Raw genomic sequence first — 17,245 nt, forward strand, 5'->3', positions numbered from 1 at the left:
GGTCCCAACGTGGAAGCGTGCCCTACTCATTTCCTCTATCGCACGAGTTACGGTGTCATTTCCTTGATGATTTGCTGACGCGCTCTTTCCCGTTCTGTGGTGGGGACGAGATGATACCAACCGACGATCCCATTTTGCCAAATACGCTCATCCTGCCCGATCAATGTATCTGCTTGTATGGAATTCGGTGTCCCATCGCCATAAGACAATAGAAGCGAGGCGATTTCCTGCTCGGTGAGGTCTGTTTTTACATGCTGGCCCAATATTTCCATCAGCGAAAATGCCTTGGTGTACACTTGAAGCGTGTTGCCTTTTGCCGCCAATGCTTTGAGAATCTCCTGCTGTCTGCCAATCCTCATGTAATCACTGTCTTCCTTGCCTAGATCACTTTTGCGATAACGGGCGTAATCCAATGCCTGTTCACCTGATAAGGCTTGAAGTCCTGGTTGAATGTCAATATACGTGTCATCGCTGGGGTCGCTGTACTTCATCCGTTTTTTCACGTCGACAGTGACACCTCCCAGCTCATCCACAATCTGACGAAAGCCTTCGAAATCGACGGAAACGTACCGATCAATTTTTACATTCAAAAATTTCTCCAACGACTCTTTTACCATTTTCGGACCGCCGAAAGCCATCGCGTGATTCACTTTGTCGTACCCTTTTCCCGGAAGCTCCATATAACTGTCTCGCGGGATGGCCAGAAGGTAGACCGATTGTTTCGCCGGATGAATCGCTGCCAGCATCATCGTATCTGAACGCGCATTTTCCCCATCTCGACTATCCACGCCAAGCAGCAGGGCAACAAAAGGCTTCAGTGGTTCTGTACCTGTCAGAAGATCGCGCGGAGGAAGTGAGACAGCTGCCTGCTTTGAACTGCCTTTCGCTCCATCAATCGGGGCATACCACTGATCCGTCATATGTTTGTATTGATAAGCACTGTAGGCAATCAGCAGCAATGCACCAATCGCCAAACAGGAAAAGGTATGAAATGCGATTTGTTTTCCATGTCGTTTTAAAAATGACCGTATAAACATGACAAAGCCTCCCCCTTTGCTTCCATTTTTAACAGGGGAGACTTCGTTTAAACCTACATGCGTTCGACAACCATTGCCATACCCATTCCACCACCAACACAAAGCGTAGCCAAGCCTCGCTTCAGCTGACGCCTCTTCATTTCGTGCAGTAAGGTTACGACGATTCGGCAGCCAGTAGAGCCGACTGGGTGGCCCAGCGCGATGCCGCTTCCATTCACATTCGTAATGTCTCTTGGCAGCTCCAGCAGTTTTTCGACAGCGAGGTATTGCGCCGCGAAGGCTTCGTTTACTTCGATCAGTTCGATATCCGCCAGTGTCAGCCCAGCTTTCTGCAATGCACGCTTCACGGCAGGAACAGGACCATAGCCCATCAAATCGGGTTCTACGCCAGCTACCGCCCACGAAACAATCCTGCCTAGTGGTTCGATCCCGAGCTCCCGAGCTTTTCCTTCCTTCATCAAAACAGCAGCGGATGCGCCATCATTGAGTCCGGATGCATTTCCTGGCGTCACTGTTCCATTGTCACGGAAGCTGGGTCTAAGCTTCGCGAGACTTTCCAAGGTTACTCCCCTGCGCGGGAATTCGTCTTCGGTTACGCTGATTTCTTCCGTACGTTTTTGGATAGGGACTCCGATGATTTCTTCGGCAAACAGGCCGCTGTCTATTGCTCGAATCGCATTTTGCTGACTGCGCAATGCAATTTCGTCCTGCTCCTCACGCGTGATCCTATAACGATCGACCAGACGTTCTGCCGTTTCACCCATCAAGATTTGGTGGTGGGGGTCCGTCAACAGCTCCCACATCGCATCGGTCATTTCACCATGCGTCAGTCGTTTACCCCAGCGAGCGTTTTTCAGGACATATGGTGCGTTGCTCATGCTCTCTACGCCGCCAGCAATGACGATTTCACTGTCACCTAAAAGGATTTGGGAAGCACCGCTAACAATCGCCTGCATACCGGAAGCACATTGACGTTGGATCGTAAAACCAGGCACTTCCTTGCCCAATCCTGCATCCAATGCTGCTACACGTGCGATGTTTGGCTCATCTGTGCGCTGAATGCAATTGCCTAGGATGACTTCGTTGATCTGAGAAGCATCCAGACCTGATCGAGCCATAACTCCGTGAATGACGGTTTCTGCCAGCTTGCGAGCGCTTACATCCTTCAAGGCGCCACCAAACGTACCGATTGGCGTACGTCCGGCAGCAGCAATGACAACCTGCTCCATTTATTTGTCCCCTCCACTGTGTAAAATGTTTTCTCTATTGTCTCACACGGTAGTTACAAGGCGGTTCACAGACATATTTTTCAGTAAAACAGTCACCCATTCATCATGTTGACTTTCTTTTATGACCTGGAAGCCCGCCTGTTCAAAAATGGTTATGACAGCTTCCCGATTCCATTCAACGATGCCGGAGAGAATCAACATTCCTTCTGGTGCGATTCGTTCCGCAATCATCGGAAGCATTGCGACATTTTCGTCGCCTCCGATGTTGACCAGGATGATATCAGCCTGAGCAGGCAGCTCGGCCTTAACGACTTCTTCACTTGCATCACCGATGACGACTCGCACAGCTTGGTCTGGCAAGTGGTTATTGGACGCATTGACAAGCACCTGATATTCACTTTGTGGATTAATATCTACCGCCCATACTGGATGCTTAGCTCCATTCAACGCGCAGTATAAAGAAAGAATACCGGAGCCTGCTCCTACATCAATGACCTGCTTATTCGCAAGCTCCATCTCTTGCAAGAACAGAAGCATGTCCTGTGTCGTTCCATGATAGCCGGTCCCGAAGGCTGCACCTGGATCGATCCACAAAATGCGCTCTGCCGACGCGAGCGATGCCGGGTCTGTCCATGTAGGTGCCACCCACCAATCGCCTATTTTGATTTCTCGAAACTCATCTTTCCACGATTCATTTTCTTCGGCGACGAGCTCTACTTCTTTTATCGTTACTTGTCCATTCCAGCGTTGGATGTAGGCCTTCAAACGCGCCACATGCTCCTCTTCACTATCGTGCTGCGGCTCGAACAAATAGCCAACGACCGGACCTTCTGTATTTTCCGCGTAATCATATCCATTTTCCGTTGTCAGTACTTCAATTTGTGGTTCAATCCAGCCAAGCGTGTAAGAGCTGGACAAAACCTCTGCCACAAACAAATCCTCCATCTCTGGTTCCACTAGTAACGTGTATTTTAGCCACATGTTTTCCATAATGAAAAAGACTCCTTCCCTTCTGCTGTCATTCGCCCCTATTCTTGCGGACATATATGGTTTCACTCATATGTTGATGGCAAGGATGATAGAGAACATGGTATGATACTAGAATGGACTATCATAACCGCAGGGAGGCTTACCATGTTTGACGAATTTTTTTACCGCCGCCGCAAAAATAAGGGACTTCTCATCGTAATGGTTGCCCTTATTGTGATTGGCATTGGCATGTTCGGTCTGGGTTTCCTCTATATGTTCTCGTAAGTCGGAACATCATCATTATACCCTACGAATCGTGTGGGACCCACTGTATCTCTTCAAATAACCGGGGCGTGAAGTTTTCTACTGTGGTTGCTTTACTTCCCCTTGATTACTCGATTATACTTGAGAATGTATTTTTCCTGTACGTTTGATATAGAAAGAAGGTTCACTCCATGTCGCGAATTCTCATCTCCGGGTACTACGGCTTTAATAATGCCGGAGACGATGTGGTCCTGTACGGCATCATCAGCTCTCTAAAGCGGGAACAACCAAATATCTCTCTCGCCGTCTTGTCCAATCAGCCTGATCGGACTGCGGAATTGTTCGGGATTGAAGCCTATAACCGCTGGAGCTTTGGAACCATCGTCCGCGAGCTTTCGCGAAGTGACATGCTGGTGATGGGCGGCGGTACACTGATGCAGGATGTAACCAGTCCGCGCAGTGTCCTCTACTATTTGGGCATCGTCACCATTGCCAAGCTTTTAGGTAAACCCGTGGTCTTTTACGCACAAGGGTTTGGACCCATCCTCAAATCGCTCAGTCGCACGATGATTAAACGCGTGGTGAATCACGTCAACATCATCACGGTCCGCGACTACGAATCGGGAGAGGACTTCAAAGCCTGCGGCGTAAAAAAAGCACCCATTTATATAACAGCTGACCCTGCTCTGACGATATCCCCTGAAGATATTGGAGATCAACGGGGAAAAGAGCTGCTCCACGGCATGTTTGAGGATCCGTCCAAGCCTTTGGTTGCGATTTCTGTCCGGGACTGGAAGCAGGAACAACAGTTCAAACAGAAGATTGCCCGAGCAGCGGATTGGTTTATCATGCGCGGTTGGAACGTGCTCTTTCTTCCAATGCATGTCCCTAGTGATTTGGCACCGTCCAAAGAAATCATGGATCAGATGAGCCAACCAGGAGCACGTCTTCTCGAAGCGCCTGTTACTTTTCATGACATTATGTCCGTACTGAAGCAATGCGACTACGTCGTCGGTATGCGACTTCACTCGCTCATTCTTGCGTGCATGCTGCGAATCCCTTTTATCGGCATCTCCTACGATCCGAAAATCGATCGATTCGTCGAACGCGCAGGAATGCCAAATGCTGGTCATATAACACAACTCGATGAAACTACACTTTTGACCTTGCTCGCTGATAAACTGGACAACCTCGATCACGAAATCGATGTGGTAACGAAGCATTCCCATCTATTAGCTATCGAAGCTTCCAAAAGCAGTGAACTTGTTCTGCAAGCACTGCGCAAATAAGGCTGACCTGGAAAGGAGGACATCATGTCCTTTTCTTCACAAGTGTTACTTGGTTTAAATCGATTGTTTCCTCTCCCCGTCCACCCATTCAATCTGGCGAATAACGGGGAAATGAGCTATACGGAATGGCAGTTTCAAAAGGGAGATCAAACCATCCAGTTTTTCCTCCCTTTCCATTCTCAGGAGCAAATGTTCCGCGACAAAACGGTATTGGACATCGGCTGTGGCGGCGGGGGAAAAACCTGCTATTACGCCACCTATGGACCAAAAAAAATGATTGGCATCGACATCGTCCCCCACTACGCGGAGGAAGGTAATGCATTCGCCAAGAAAAAGGGACTGGATCATCTTGTCTCCTTCATGACTGGCGATGCCGCGAGAATGGACTTCCCTGATGATACGTTCGATACGATCATCATGAATGACGCGATGGAGCACGTTGGCGAACCAGAGAAGACGCTTGAAGAATGCTTCCGGGTATTGAAGCCTGGCGGGCATCTCTACATCAACTTTCCGCCGTATTATCATCCATACGGTGCCCATTTGTCAGATGCGATCGGGATTCCTTGGGTGCATGCTCTCTTCTCGGAGCAAGCATTGATTGACGCCTATAAAAAGCTAGTCCGCGACTTGCCAGACGGTTCTGACCGGATCGCTTTTCGTTTCGACAAGCTTCCTGATGGCAGAGATACGATTTCGTACATCAATCGTATGACGATCAAGCGTTTTCGAAAAATTCAACAAGGCGTGGTGCAGCCTGCTGTTTACCAGCGCGAGATTCCGTTGCGAAACCAGTTGCAGGCCTTGGCTAACTTACCTGCTACTCGTGAGTTTTTTGTAAAAATGGTCGTATGTGTGTATCAAAAAGCGAAATAAGCAAGATTATATAAAACCCCTTCCTCCGTTTGTGGAGAAAGGGGTTTGTTAATGTTATCAATCGTTATTCGTATTGGACTTTAACGAGGACCCCTCTTTCTTCCGAATGAGTTGGATAAAGGCACGCAGCTTGTTACCGCCTGGCAACCAGTCCAGCTCCTTGTCCTCAATAAGTGGAATGAGGATCAGAAGTCCCAAGTAAACAACGAGTCCTACACCGACTCCAGCGACGGTCTCTATTGCTCCCAAAATGCGCACCGGCTCTTTTCCCCGAAACAGGAAATCTACTGCCTCTGTCGCACCCCATGCCAGAACCAGCATGAGATTCGCAACCAGCAATGGATAAATTGTATCGAAGCGCCAATGAATCGGAATCGATACGAAGCGGTTGATGACCCGCATATTCAACACGCAGACAAATGCGGTTGCAACCAGCCATGACAGGGACAGTCCGTCCATACCAAACATCGAAGTAAACACGAGTGTTGCCAGTACTTTGACAATCACACCATACAGCAGATGACGAGCAGGGATCTTCTCTTTGCCAATCCCTTGCAAAATACCATTCGTAGCAAGCAACAAGGAAAGCGGGATCGCTGTGATGCCCAAAATCGCCATCGCACGTGTGCCTTCCATATCACCGTACAACGCCAGATTCGCCCCTTCTGCCACTGCTGTCAGTCCAAGACCGGCAGGTAGACCGATCAGCCAAGCAAAGCGCAGCGAGAGCTTGGTCAAGGTCGTAATTCGTTCCTGATCCTTTTGTCTGATCGCTTCCGCAATGGCTGGAACAATCGAGAGGGCAATCGACGATCCGAACAGGCTGGCCATTTGCAGAAGTGGTCCCCCCCTGCTGTAAATGCCGAACCACGTATCCGCCGTCAAGCCGTCCACATTCCATATGTAGCGGAAAATGTTAATCGCCAGGAAGGAATCGGTCAGGCTGAAAATCGGGATAACCAAGGCGCTCACACAAATCGGCCAAGCAATTCGCCACATCGAAACGAAGAAGGCACGATCGTACCACCAAGTAAGGCGCCCCCACTCTGCCCCGCTAAACACGGAATTTTTCCGATTATGGAGCCACATGAGTAGCGCAAGAAACCCAAGACTTAAAAACGTACTGATCATCGTACCGAAGTTGACTCCCGTAATGACTGTATCTGTATCTTCACCGAGAGACACCAGGTACAAGGAAGCTACCAAAATGAATACAACGCGCAAGGTCTGCTCCACAATTTGCGACAGCCCTACGTACAGCATTTTTTGATGGCCGTAGAAAAAGCCGCGTATGACCGCAATCAACGGAACAAATAGCAGTGACATGGAAATCGCTCGAATCGGCTCGATCAAGTGCGGATTCCCCATGAGCTTCGCGATGAGAGGCGAGCTCGCATACAAGAGGACAAACAAGACAAGCCCGATGGCGCCCATCATGACCATGCTGCGGGCCAAAATTTGCCCGATAGAGCCTTGCTTTCCTTCAGCCAATGCCTCTGCAATGACTCTCGACAACGCTACTGGCACACCTGCTGTCGCCAGTATGAGAAAGGTCAGGTAGAGAGGATATACTTCCTGATAGAGTCCGAGACCTCTGTCGCCCACTATCTCCTGAAGCGGAATCCGATAAAACATCCCGATAACTTTTGACAAAATCCCCGCTATGGCTAAAATCAACGCTCCTGCGAGAAAATGACTTTTATTCAACATGGGTAACTCCTTTATTCGTCTCTTTGACTGGAAACCCTTGGGGCAACACCAATCGACATGAACCCACTCTCTATCCTACTATCATTTCCCTCTTCCAGCAAACAGGTATATCGATGGAATTTGGCAGGAATACTGGTGAAAAACAGATTCCATTGATTTTTTTTAATCGTCTGCCTGTGTGATCTGTGTGTAGGAGGGGAAAATATGCCCACAATTGGCTTTTTGATTCGTCATGTACAGTGGCCCTTGATGGAGGCTATGAAAGGTAATCGCATACGTCATTACACAAAAGAATTGCAAGCAGCGCAGCTTCTATCCACGGAAGCTTTGCGTGCGCAGCAGCAAGAAAAACTCGTAAAGCTACTCGATCACGCCGTTCAAAACGTGCCAGCTTACACGGACTTCGCCCCAGACTGGAGCAAAATGCGTGATAGGCCTGAACGCTTTTTGCAGCGTATTCCCGTTCTCACCAAAACACAATTTCGGCAAAACGCTGATCAATATATGAGCAAAGCCCTACAATCGAAAAAGCTCATCGGAAACCGTACAGGAGGCTCCACAGGTGAACCTACCCATTTTTACCTCGATCGTCCTACCGTCGAACGGTATGAAGCGGCACGCTGGCTAGGGCTGTCCTGGTATGGCATTCGCATTGGAGACCCGTGTGTGATGATCTGGGGCTCTCCCCTCGAATTGAATGCCCAGCAAGCTCGCCGCTACCGCTGGAAGGAGCGCTGGTTGAAAAACCGCGTGATTATTTCTGCCTATGAACTGGACGAAAGACATCTGGAAGCAAACCTGCGCCTCATCCGGCAATTCCATCCAGTCTATTTGTACGGGTACGCCTCCGCGCTTCATACGCTCGCTGTGATGATGCTCAGGCGCGGCATCACACTCGGTATCCCGCTCAAAGCCGTCGTCTCCACAGCGGAAAGCTTGCACGAGCACCAGCGCCAAACAATTGCCCAAGCTTTTGAAGCGCCTGTCGTGAATGAATACGGCGCTCGTGACGGAGGTATCATCGCCTATCAATGCCCGGCAGGAGGCATGCATGCCTTTTCCGGGAACTGTTATTTGGAGGTGGTCGATCCGATCACGCACATTCCCGTGTACGAAGGGCAGCCAGGAGCCTTGCTCGTCACAGACCTGCACAATACCGTCATGCCTCGTCTGCGCTACCAATTAGGAGATGTCGTCGCTCTGTCCAAATCATCCTGTTCATGCAAGGTTCAGTTACCACTACTGGCTACGATCGACGGCAGGGAAGACGACATGTTCCTATCGCTAAACGGAAGGTACGTTCACGGACATTATTTTAATCACATCGTGCGCAATATGGATAGCTTCCGCACCTTTCAAATCGTCCAGCATGAACCGGAACGTTTGAGCCTGAGACTGGTGAAGGAGCCCGATCGGTTTTTGCCAGCCGATGAAGCCAAGCTTTTGGCAGGAATTCGTTCAGCATTAGGCCAAGTGAGCATCCACGTGTCGTACGTGGAGACAATCCCACCTGCCAGCTCAGGCAAGTTTCGCTATGCGATCCGGGAATTTCCGCTTACGAGCGCTCTCCCGCGGGAGTAGACCGCTTGCGTACTTTTTGCAGCAGCTCTGACACAAGTGGCTCACGAACAACAATGAGCACCACGAGATAAAGCAGTGCCGCACCGATAATTCCTAGCGGCAAGTACAACCAGACAGGCAATGCGGATAACCATGGATCGACGAGCATAATAGCTCCGGCCATGACTCCGCAGCCCAGGATGGTTTTCCCGGCAGTCATGAGGAAATTCGCTCGAACAGGGCTGCCCACTGCCCTCCACAGCAAAACAAACAGCAAGAGTGCTTGGCTGACAGCCGAAACCGCATTGGCGAGAGCGATTCCGCCATGACCGAGAATCGGGATAAGCAACCAGTTGGCAAGTGCGTACACACCGATCCCGATCGCCCCAATGATAACGGGTGTCTTCGTGTTTTCCAGAGCATAAAAGGCACGAGTCAGCAAGTCTCTCGACGCTAGAAAGAAAAGTCCCAAGCCATAAAATGGCAGTGCCCACGCTGTCAAAGCGACAGAACGCTCATCGAACGCACCGCGCTCGAACGCAAGCCGGATAATTGGCTCTGCGTATAGAGCAAGTCCTACCGTTACAGGCAGTAAAAGAATGAGCAGATAAGCGAGACCCTTTTGCAAAATCTGCTTCATCTCCGTCATTTCCCCTCTCTTGACGTGCGTAGCCAAAAGCGGGAACAACGGCAACGTGAACGCCCCGACAAAAATAGCCAGAGGCAATTGCATGATTTGGTTCGCATTGGCAAGAGCTGAAACAACGCCCGTTCCGAGCCCTTCCGCGAAGCCGCGCTCCAAAAAGGTAGTGGCCTGTGCAACAACTGCACCGATCAGAATCGGAATGACCCGCTCGCCCATGCCTTTGAGAGAAGCATCCTCACGCCAAGCGAAAGAGAGACGTTGCTGGTAGCCGAATCCGCGCAAGGTCGGGAGAATCGGCAGCAGCGCAGCCAAGTAACCGATCGTCGTAGCAATCGCCAGCCCGATTGGACCATACATCGGCACGAGCACATACATACTGGCAATTACCAAAGCTCCATTGACCACCGTACCGAGTGTCGGCGTAAAAAAATGCTGGTGCGCATTACAAATACTTGACCACAGCCCTGTTAATCCGATGAAAATAGCCGATGGCCACATCCATTGCAGCATGCTTGCCGTGAGCTCCAGCTTCTCACCGGTTAGTCCGAACAGCGCAGCAAGCTCGTGAGAAAAGACGACGCCCAAAACAGACAGCGTAACGAATATACCCAAAATGATCGTGAGCATCTTCTGATACAATTCAGTTGTCCGCTCTCCTTTTTCTATCATGCCGCGCATTGTCGGAATCAGCACGGCATTAACCGCTCCCGGTATGACCAAAAACAGCGTCAGCGGGATCGTAGCCGCGATGTTAAACGCATCCGCCTCCATCCCTGTACCGTACAAATTGGATACATACACACTGCGAAAAAAGCCCAGCAGCCTTCCAACGAGAGTCAGCACGACAATCATGGAAGCGATTTTTAACAAACTCATGTCCACTTTTCTCTCCTATCCCTATTTGAAAACCTTCGTTCCAGGCTTGGTTCAAATACCCCAAACTACCTTTGTTATCATATCTTATTTCTACTATTCCTACCAACCTCTTTCACCCCGGCTTGCTACCGGGTTGCCAGATTCATTATAATAGGTAGGTTAATCCCTACGTGTAGGAGGACTACAATAAAAATGAGAGAAACCGTGTTGAAGTGGGGAAGCCAATCAACTACGTGGTTGTATTTGCTGTTGGCCTATCCGGTAATCGATTACGTCTTACGACAGATTCTACCGATTCCAGTCATATCTTCTTTGTGGGATGAAGGACTGCTCATCGTTCTGATGCTGTTTACATTCGTTGGATTTTTGCAATCCAATCGGACGATGCCTGGAATCAAACATTGGCTTGGAGCCTTTTTCGTCCTGGGTGTTGCCTTAATGGTGACAGACATGGCGAACTGGGAAGCTAGCGTAGAAGGATTCCGCTCCGTCTACCAGTACGTCCTTGCCTTTTTCATGGGCTTCTATTTACTGAAGTCGATGGAAGACTTGGACAAGTTTATGAAGGGACTTGTGCTCGTTGGTTTCGTAGCGGCACTGTATGGTGTCTTGCAAGTCATCGTAGGCGTAAAAACACCTGAATCATGGGTGCAGGAAGGTGAAGCGATCACGACTCGCGCCTTCTCATTCGTGACGAGCCCGAACGTATTGGGCAGCTACATGGCGTTGGTTTCACCGATTGCCGCTGGTCTTTTCATGACCGCGAAAGACCGTAAGCAAAAATGGATCTGGGCTATCGTTACATTGACTACCGTGCTCGCCATGTTCTTGACGGGGTCACGCGGTTCCTGGTTGGCACTCGCCTTTGCTGTATTTGTTTGCTTCTACATATGGAACAAACGAGTGGCAGGATACTTGGTAATCGCAGGGATCATCGGGCTGGTAGCACTGTTCTTCGTCCCTGATTCTGTTCCGCTTGTCGGAAAAGTAAAAGACCGTATTTTCACGTTGTTTACACCTGAATACTTCCAATCAAGTAGTCAAGGTGGGCGTATCGATCGCTGGGGCAAAGCCTATGACAAAATGCGTATCGAGCCATTGTTCGGCGATGGACTCGGCCATCATGGCGGAGCAGTTGCCGCCCGTCATTTCGGCACGACTTATACAGACAGCTACTTCTTCAAAAGCTTGGCGGAATACGGTCTGATCGGGATCATCCTGTTAATCGGAACTGTTCTCACCATGTTCAAGTATGGGGCTGGGCTCATCCGCAACCTCCAAGGATCGCCGCATTTTTTTGCGATACTCGGACTCATCGGCGGATTAATCGCGGTAGCTACCCATAACCTCGTGGAAAACATTTTCGAGGTGCCGTTTATGGCCCTCTATTTCTGGCTGTTTGGCGGCTTCCTGTGCGCATTATTCGTCGACCAAACACAAAACAAAAGGTGGTGATCGCATGCGCCGCAATCCTATTCTCGAAACGATAAGCTGGGCGCTGTACGCCATCGCCCTGTTTCTCATTTACCATTTGCTCGTGAAACCGGCCTTCCTTGATTTAACATGGATTGCCTTACTCGTTTTCTTGCCACTGCTAGCATTCTGCTACTTCGTGGTGCATCCGTCTGAACGTCGTCAAGTGCTCGTGTTTACCATCGGCTTCTTGCTCTTGGATCGCGCACTGACACGTGTCGATGTGAAGACAACTGCTGCTCTCTTGATCGGTGGAGCAATCGCAGTCATCGTGATTGCCCTTCTCGTGAAATGGTACGGACGCCTCAACTGGCGTGCAGTCGGCTCGTTAGTTCTGATCGCTGTTCTGGTGAATGTCACGTTCAACAGAGATACGCTGGCTGCTCTGAGCCATTTTACTGTGAAATACGAATCTGACCGTCTATACAACGGCGATTGGGTCGATTACTTCCCGATCACCTTACATGACGTCAATGGCGATGGCAGCATGGAGATCATCACCATCGGAAATGCTGAGGAGCTTCCGCTGCCAGAAGAAATTGAAAAGCCGGAGACAGAAGAAGAGAAAAAAGCAATGGCCGAGAAGCTGCGTCACCTGCAGTCTGAACCTGTTTCTCTCTATGTCCTGACCTGGAAAGATGGCCAAATGGTACGGATGCCAAACGATCAAATCCCGGCAGATACCATGGAGATCATCAAGGAAAAACTCCCTACCGATTACCCGGGCTTCCCGTATTACACGATGAAAGACGGTCAATTGGTACCGAACGTACAGCGTCAGCCATATGCGGAAGGAATGCTGCAAATCGGAACGGCACCATATCGTGCGTTTGTGCTTGATATGGAAAACATCGCGAATCTACTGGAAGAAAACCAAGGCAGTATGGACGTACGCCAAACCTTGGGCTCGAAGTACACGGATCTTCACATCAAGGATGGTATGCTGACAGGAAACTACGACGGCAAGCCATTTGGCGGCACGACAAAATCAACGAAGCTGTTGACCACCATGATGCTCCCAGATGGACGCGAAGGACTCGTTGTGATGGGTGAGCATCTGAGTGTCCTGACTGTTGATCCTGATGGTACATTGACAGAAGCCTACACACTGACTCGCAAGCAAGCTGAGCTGGCAACTGGCGAGTTCATTCCTGCCGATATCGACAATGACAAGGTTGATGAGCTGCTTGTAGCAGGCAAGCCTTCGTACATCTTGAAGCCAAAACCAGATGGAACGTGGGAAATACTATGGGCAAGCGGTGACCGCGACAAGAGCTTCCGCTTCTCCAATTTTGCTACTATCGGCAGCAATGAAAAGCCTGAAATCGTAGCTAAGGCAAAAAGCTGGGTCAGTAACCACGAATTACGCTACTTGTCAGGCTATGACTACACGCCTGAAGGTTTGAAACAAAACTGGCGCATTTACTTGCCGCTGATCAATGTCCAAATCGGCGACATCGACGGCGACAAGCAAAACGAAATCGTTGCCAACATGCACAATACGCATCGCATTTTCGTGTTTAAGCAGCACAACATTCCGGTACTCGGACTCACGATCGCTCTCTTCGTGGGACTCTTGGGATACGGAGTCGTAAGGAGGTTTCGCCATGCGTAAAGCGACGAAAGCATGGGCATTACTCGCTGCCATTTGCACTGCCTCCCTGCTCGGTGGCTGCACGTATGAATCAGGAACGAAGGCTTTTGCCACCACCAATTTTGACCAAACGCCGGAGCAGACGACCACGGTCCAAACCGAGTCAGGTGCAGAGTGGCTGCAAACAGCCCTGCAAAGAGGCAAGACGGATAAAGAGGCACAGACTTACTGGTACAAGGGTCATGTAAAAAATACGATCCTCTCTCGCTCCACAACAAGCATGTTCAATGGGGCTGTCATCAACGGTAAAGGCTACAATGTGGATGCCCGCATCGCTGCCCAACCGTATTCGTACTACCGAATTCACGACAAGCGCTACATCAAGGCGAACGAGCAGTTTGTAACCGCTCCGGATGAGCCGCTCGCCTTTGATGTATTGAAGGGCTTTGAGGATTGGCTGCCTTTCATGGATCAAGCTGTACAATTGCCTGAGGAAAAAGTAATCGGCGTGGTCAGTGTACCGTTTCAATTGAAAATGACAGGGGCAGAATGGTTGAAAAATAGCCAAAGCCCACTGTTTGAACCATTGAAAAAACAACTGGGAGATCGCCCTGATCTGGATTACATCCTGAAGGAATCCACGATCAAAACAACATTCTGGTTCGGCAAGGAAGATCGTCGAATCCACCAATACGAGACTTGGATCATTCTCCCACTGCCTGAAGCAGGAACAATGGACCAGCAAGTGATGTTCAACCTGTTTAAATACGGAGATACCGGCGGCATTCACATCAAAGAACCGGAAGAAATAGAACAGTATTTGTTGTACTAAAAAAAGCCTGCTACATTTGCGTTGTAGCAGACTGATAGGCACGCTCCAGGATCTGGCGATTATCGTCAGGTCCTTTTTTAATCAGAAGAAGTATGTCTGTCACGAAGAAAACCCCGCAGCCTTCATTGGCTACGGGGCTATGCTGAACTATTTTTTTACCAGCTCATCCATTAATTGCGCCAATTGTTTCGCCTGTTCACGACGCTCGTATGGCTTCACACGCTCTGCAAAATCTGCTCCGCGTTCCTCGCTATTCGCTTGACCTTGCGCTTTCCACTCCTGATACAGCTTCAGGTACGCTTGTTTGATCTCGTCTTTTTGCTCTGGATCGGCTACTTGTCCCAAACGGAATTCTTCAATAATCTCTGTTGCCTCTCCTCTTTTGTTCAGGGCGAGAATCGGGTTGCCGATCCCCATGTATTCGTAGAGCTTCCCCGGAATGTACGCCCCAGCGTCAGCCGACACATCCCCAATCAGCAAGAGAGCGTCAGCGCCCCTCATCAGTCCGAGCGCTTCTTTATGTGGCAGGTTCCCCAGCACACGCACGATGTCACCAAGTCCCAATGCCTCCACACAGTCGCGATTTTCGGAATACCCCGGATAATCGAACACCCCGGCAAAGCTGAGTAGCAGATCATTTCGGTCTACTGCTTTTTCATCGATTAATTCCCGGATGGCTTGCAGGAGAAGGCGCGGGTTGCGTTTTTGATACAAAATGCCTGCGTAGACCGCGTGAAATTTCTCAGGAACGTTGTGACTCGGAGCCAAACCGTGAAAATCTGCCTGATCAAATCCATTGTAGATCAGTTCCATTCGCTTGATACGGTCTTGATGCTTCTCGCGAAAATTATGGGCGAAGGTCGCGGTAACCGTCGTGATCGCGTCAGCCTGGGACATCACAGCCTCTTCCATTCGCTCTTCCATCCGCTCCCGCCAAGCGATGCCTGAGGTATGCATATTTTGCGTCCACGGATCACGGAAATCCGCTACCCATTTGCAGCCAAACTCACGGGATAGCTTTTTCGCAATCAAATGATTCGTAACCGGTCCCGATGTGGAGAAAATCACGTCGATCTTTTCACGGCGCATAATTTCACGCCCCAGCTTGAGTGCATTCGGCATCCACAAGATTTGATCATCTGGAATTAACAGATAGGGCTTTACCTTTTTCAGGACATTTACGACCTGTTTTTTCACCTTTGTTTTGAACGAAGGCTGCGGTGGTGTCGCCGTTGCATTCGCACTTGCAGATGCAGCTTGGCCCCCCCGATTCGGGAGCAATTGCCACTCCTTCGCCCGGTGAATGGTAACCTCACTCGGTAGCTGTGCCAGAAGTGATGGATCAAGCGTCGCATGATAGGCAGGATCTACAGTCAGCACGTGGACATTCCAGCCGAACTCCCCCAAATATTTGGCCATTTTCAACGGTCTTGGCACACCGCCGCCGCCGATAGGAGGAAATATGTAGCATATGATCAACACGTTGTGCGTATTCATTTACGTAACCGTCCTTATCCATTTCAATTTTCCATCATCAACGATACCATAAGTGCTGTCTTATTGCGAATCTAGCAGGCATCTGCTATAGTGAAAATGGCTTTGTTTACAAGTTATCCTTCATTTTTTGGTACACCGCCTATATTTGGTCGTACCTCCATGTACATACCTCAATAGAGGTTGTTTTTTTAACTACGATTCGGGTGAATTCAGATGAGCAAATTACGAGTCCTCCACGTGATTGGCGGGGGGGAATTTGGCGGTGCTGAACAACATATTCTCAATTTAGTCTCGACTTTTCCTGCAGACGAAGTAGAAGTTGCAGTCGTATGCTTTTACGATTCTCTCTTCGCGAGTAAGTTGCGGGAATTGGGCATCCATGTCATTACACTGAATCAGTTTGGACGTTTTGACATTCGCTTGCTGCAGGCTCTACGGAATGCATTCTCTACATTCCAACCGGCGATCATCCATACGCACGGGATAAAAGCCAATTTCTTTTCCCGTCTGGCTGCTCGCGGTATGAAAGTGCCTTTGCTGACAACTGTTCACAGCTCACTTCGATATGATTATACAAGCTCATTGGCTTATGTCATTGTCAGTATGATGGAAGTGAGCACGAGACATTGGAACCGTCATTATATCGCGATTAGTGGTGCAATCGCCGATATTTTGCGTGGGCAGGGTGTTCGTTCGTCTGACATCAGCGTCATTTATAACGGAATGGACATGGCGCCCTATCGGCAAAACCATTTACGGGAGGATGATCGCCGTCGTCTGCGAGCGGAGTGGAACATACCAGAGGACGCCTTTTTGTTCGGAACAGCAGCACGGTTTGTTCCAGTAAAGGGTCTGCCCATTTTGCTTGATGCTTTCCATGCCTTCGTGAAGGACAAGGAAGAAGCTCCTTATCTCGTGTTGATCGGAGACGGCTCTGAGCGTGCTGTGCTCGAAGCAAAGGTACAAGAGCTGGGGTTGGAATCATGTGTACGTTTTGCCGGGTTTCGGCAGGATATCCCTGCATGTCTGCATGCCATTGATGGCTTTGTTCACTCTTCCTTGTATGAAGGGTTAGGCTATACGATCATCGAGGCAATGGCTTCGGAAGTTCCTGTCGTAGCAAGCAACGTAGGCGGCGTGAAAGAGTTTGTTTTCGAGGGTGAGACTGGACTGATTGTCGAACCTGGAAATCCCGCTAGCCTGGCGAACGCAATGGAACGTCTTTGGAGCTCGCCACAGCTGCGTGAAACCATGGTGCAAAACGCTCTGGACAAAGTGGAATCCACTTTTACCATTCAACTCATGACCGAACAAATCATTGCTCTTTATCGTAAGCTACTGAGATAACGAAAGGCACGATGACACGCTAACACAGCGAGCATCGTGCTTTTTC

The 17,245-nt window shown here is 49.6% G+C and carries 13 protein-coding genes; 7 read left to right on the forward strand and 6 right to left on the reverse strand.

Going from position 1 to position 17,245, the window contains the following annotated elements:
• Positions 1–47 precede the first annotated feature (47 nt).
• From AB1L17_RS16870 to AB1L17_RS16880, 3 genes are read right to left on the reverse strand one after another with little or no spacing between them, the layout of a single operon-like run.
• On the reverse strand, positions 48–1,037 hold the full coding sequence (locus AB1L17_RS16870; RefSeq protein ID WP_412845762.1) for an LCP family protein: 990 nt from the start codon (positions 1,035–1,037) through the stop codon (positions 48–50).
• Positions 1,038–1,090: 53 nt separating this feature from the next.
• On the reverse strand, positions 1,091–2,266 hold the full coding sequence (locus AB1L17_RS16875; RefSeq protein WP_412845761.1) for an acetyl-CoA C-acetyltransferase: 1,176 nt from the start codon (positions 2,264–2,266) through the stop codon (positions 1,091–1,093).
• 42 nt (positions 2,267–2,308) lie between these two features.
• Complete coding sequence (locus AB1L17_RS16880; RefSeq protein WP_412845760.1) at positions 2,309–3,256, reverse strand: 50S ribosomal protein L11 methyltransferase; 948 nt, start codon at positions 3,254–3,256, stop codon at positions 2,309–2,311.
• 434 nt (positions 3,257–3,690) lie between these two features.
• Between AB1L17_RS16880 and csaB the strand changes: the two genes are divergently transcribed.
• Together csaB and AB1L17_RS16890 are read left to right on the forward strand one after the other, a co-directional pair.
• The gene (gene csaB, locus AB1L17_RS16885; protein WP_412845759.1) at positions 3,691–4,788 is read left to right on the forward strand and encodes a polysaccharide pyruvyl transferase CsaB; all 1,098 of its coding nucleotides are present in this window, start codon (positions 3,691–3,693) and stop codon (positions 4,786–4,788) included.
• A gap of 24 nt (positions 4,789–4,812) precedes the next feature.
• Positions 4,813–5,664 (forward strand): class I SAM-dependent methyltransferase, encoded by an 852-nt coding sequence (locus AB1L17_RS16890; RefSeq protein WP_412845758.1) that lies wholly within the window; start codon positions 4,813–4,815, stop codon positions 5,662–5,664.
• A gap of 57 nt (positions 5,665–5,721) precedes the next feature.
• Here AB1L17_RS16890 and AB1L17_RS16895 read toward each other — a convergent pair whose 3' ends face one another.
• Entirely contained in the window at positions 5,722–7,374 is a 1,653-nt protein-coding gene (locus tag AB1L17_RS16895; protein WP_412845757.1) for a putative polysaccharide biosynthesis protein, read from the reverse strand.
• A 204-nt stretch (positions 7,375–7,578) separates the two neighbouring features.
• Here AB1L17_RS16895 and AB1L17_RS16900 point away from each other — a divergent pair, with 204 nt between their 5' ends.
• Positions 7,579–8,955 carry a phenylacetate--CoA ligase family protein gene (locus AB1L17_RS16900; protein ID WP_412845756.1) on the forward strand — a complete coding sequence of 459 codons (1,377 nt, stop codon included), beginning with the start codon at positions 7,579–7,581 and terminating at the stop codon, positions 8,953–8,955.
• Here AB1L17_RS16900 and murJ read toward each other — a convergent pair.
• Positions 8,930–10,456 (reverse strand): murein biosynthesis integral membrane protein MurJ, encoded by a 1,527-nt coding sequence (gene murJ / locus AB1L17_RS16905; RefSeq protein ID WP_412845755.1) that lies wholly within the window; start codon positions 10,454–10,456, stop codon positions 8,930–8,932. The genes AB1L17_RS16900 and murJ overlap by 26 nt on opposite strands.
• Before the next feature lie 192 nt (positions 10,457–10,648).
• Here murJ and AB1L17_RS16910 point away from each other — a divergent pair, with 192 nt between their 5' ends.
• Genes AB1L17_RS16910 through AB1L17_RS16920 form a run of 3 tightly spaced genes read left to right on the forward strand, consistent with a single transcriptional unit; the run spans position 10,649 to position 14,355 of the window.
• Positions 10,649–11,911 (forward strand): O-antigen ligase family protein, encoded by a 1,263-nt coding sequence (locus AB1L17_RS16910; RefSeq protein ID WP_412845754.1) that lies wholly within the window; start codon positions 10,649–10,651, stop codon positions 11,909–11,911.
• A gap of 4 nt (positions 11,912–11,915) precedes the next feature.
• Positions 11,916–13,544 carry a hypothetical protein gene (locus AB1L17_RS16915; RefSeq protein WP_412845753.1) on the forward strand — a complete coding sequence of 543 codons (1,629 nt, stop codon included), beginning with the start codon at positions 11,916–11,918 and terminating at the stop codon, positions 13,542–13,544.
• Entirely contained in the window at positions 13,537–14,355 is an 819-nt protein-coding gene (locus AB1L17_RS16920) for a hypothetical protein (protein WP_412845752.1), read from the forward strand. The genes AB1L17_RS16915 and AB1L17_RS16920 overlap by 8 nt, the downstream gene beginning before the upstream one ends.
• Before the next feature lie 147 nt (positions 14,356–14,502).
• Here AB1L17_RS16920 and AB1L17_RS16925 read toward each other — a convergent pair whose 3' ends face one another.
• On the reverse strand, positions 14,503–15,852 hold the full coding sequence (locus AB1L17_RS16925) for a glycosyltransferase family 4 protein (RefSeq protein WP_412845750.1): 1,350 nt from the start codon (positions 15,850–15,852) through the stop codon (positions 14,503–14,505).
• A gap of 213 nt (positions 15,853–16,065) precedes the next feature.
• Here AB1L17_RS16925 and AB1L17_RS16930 point away from each other — a divergent pair, with 213 nt between their 5' ends.
• Positions 16,066–17,199 carry a glycosyltransferase gene (locus AB1L17_RS16930; protein WP_412845749.1) on the forward strand — a complete coding sequence of 378 codons (1,134 nt, stop codon included), beginning with the start codon at positions 16,066–16,068 and terminating at the stop codon, positions 17,197–17,199.
• Positions 17,200–17,245: the final 46 nt, after the last annotated feature.

Source organism: Brevibacillus jepli, assembly GCF_047229145.1.
In the GTDB taxonomy this organism is placed as follows: Bacteria; Bacillota; Bacilli; order Brevibacillales; family Brevibacillaceae; genus Brevibacillus.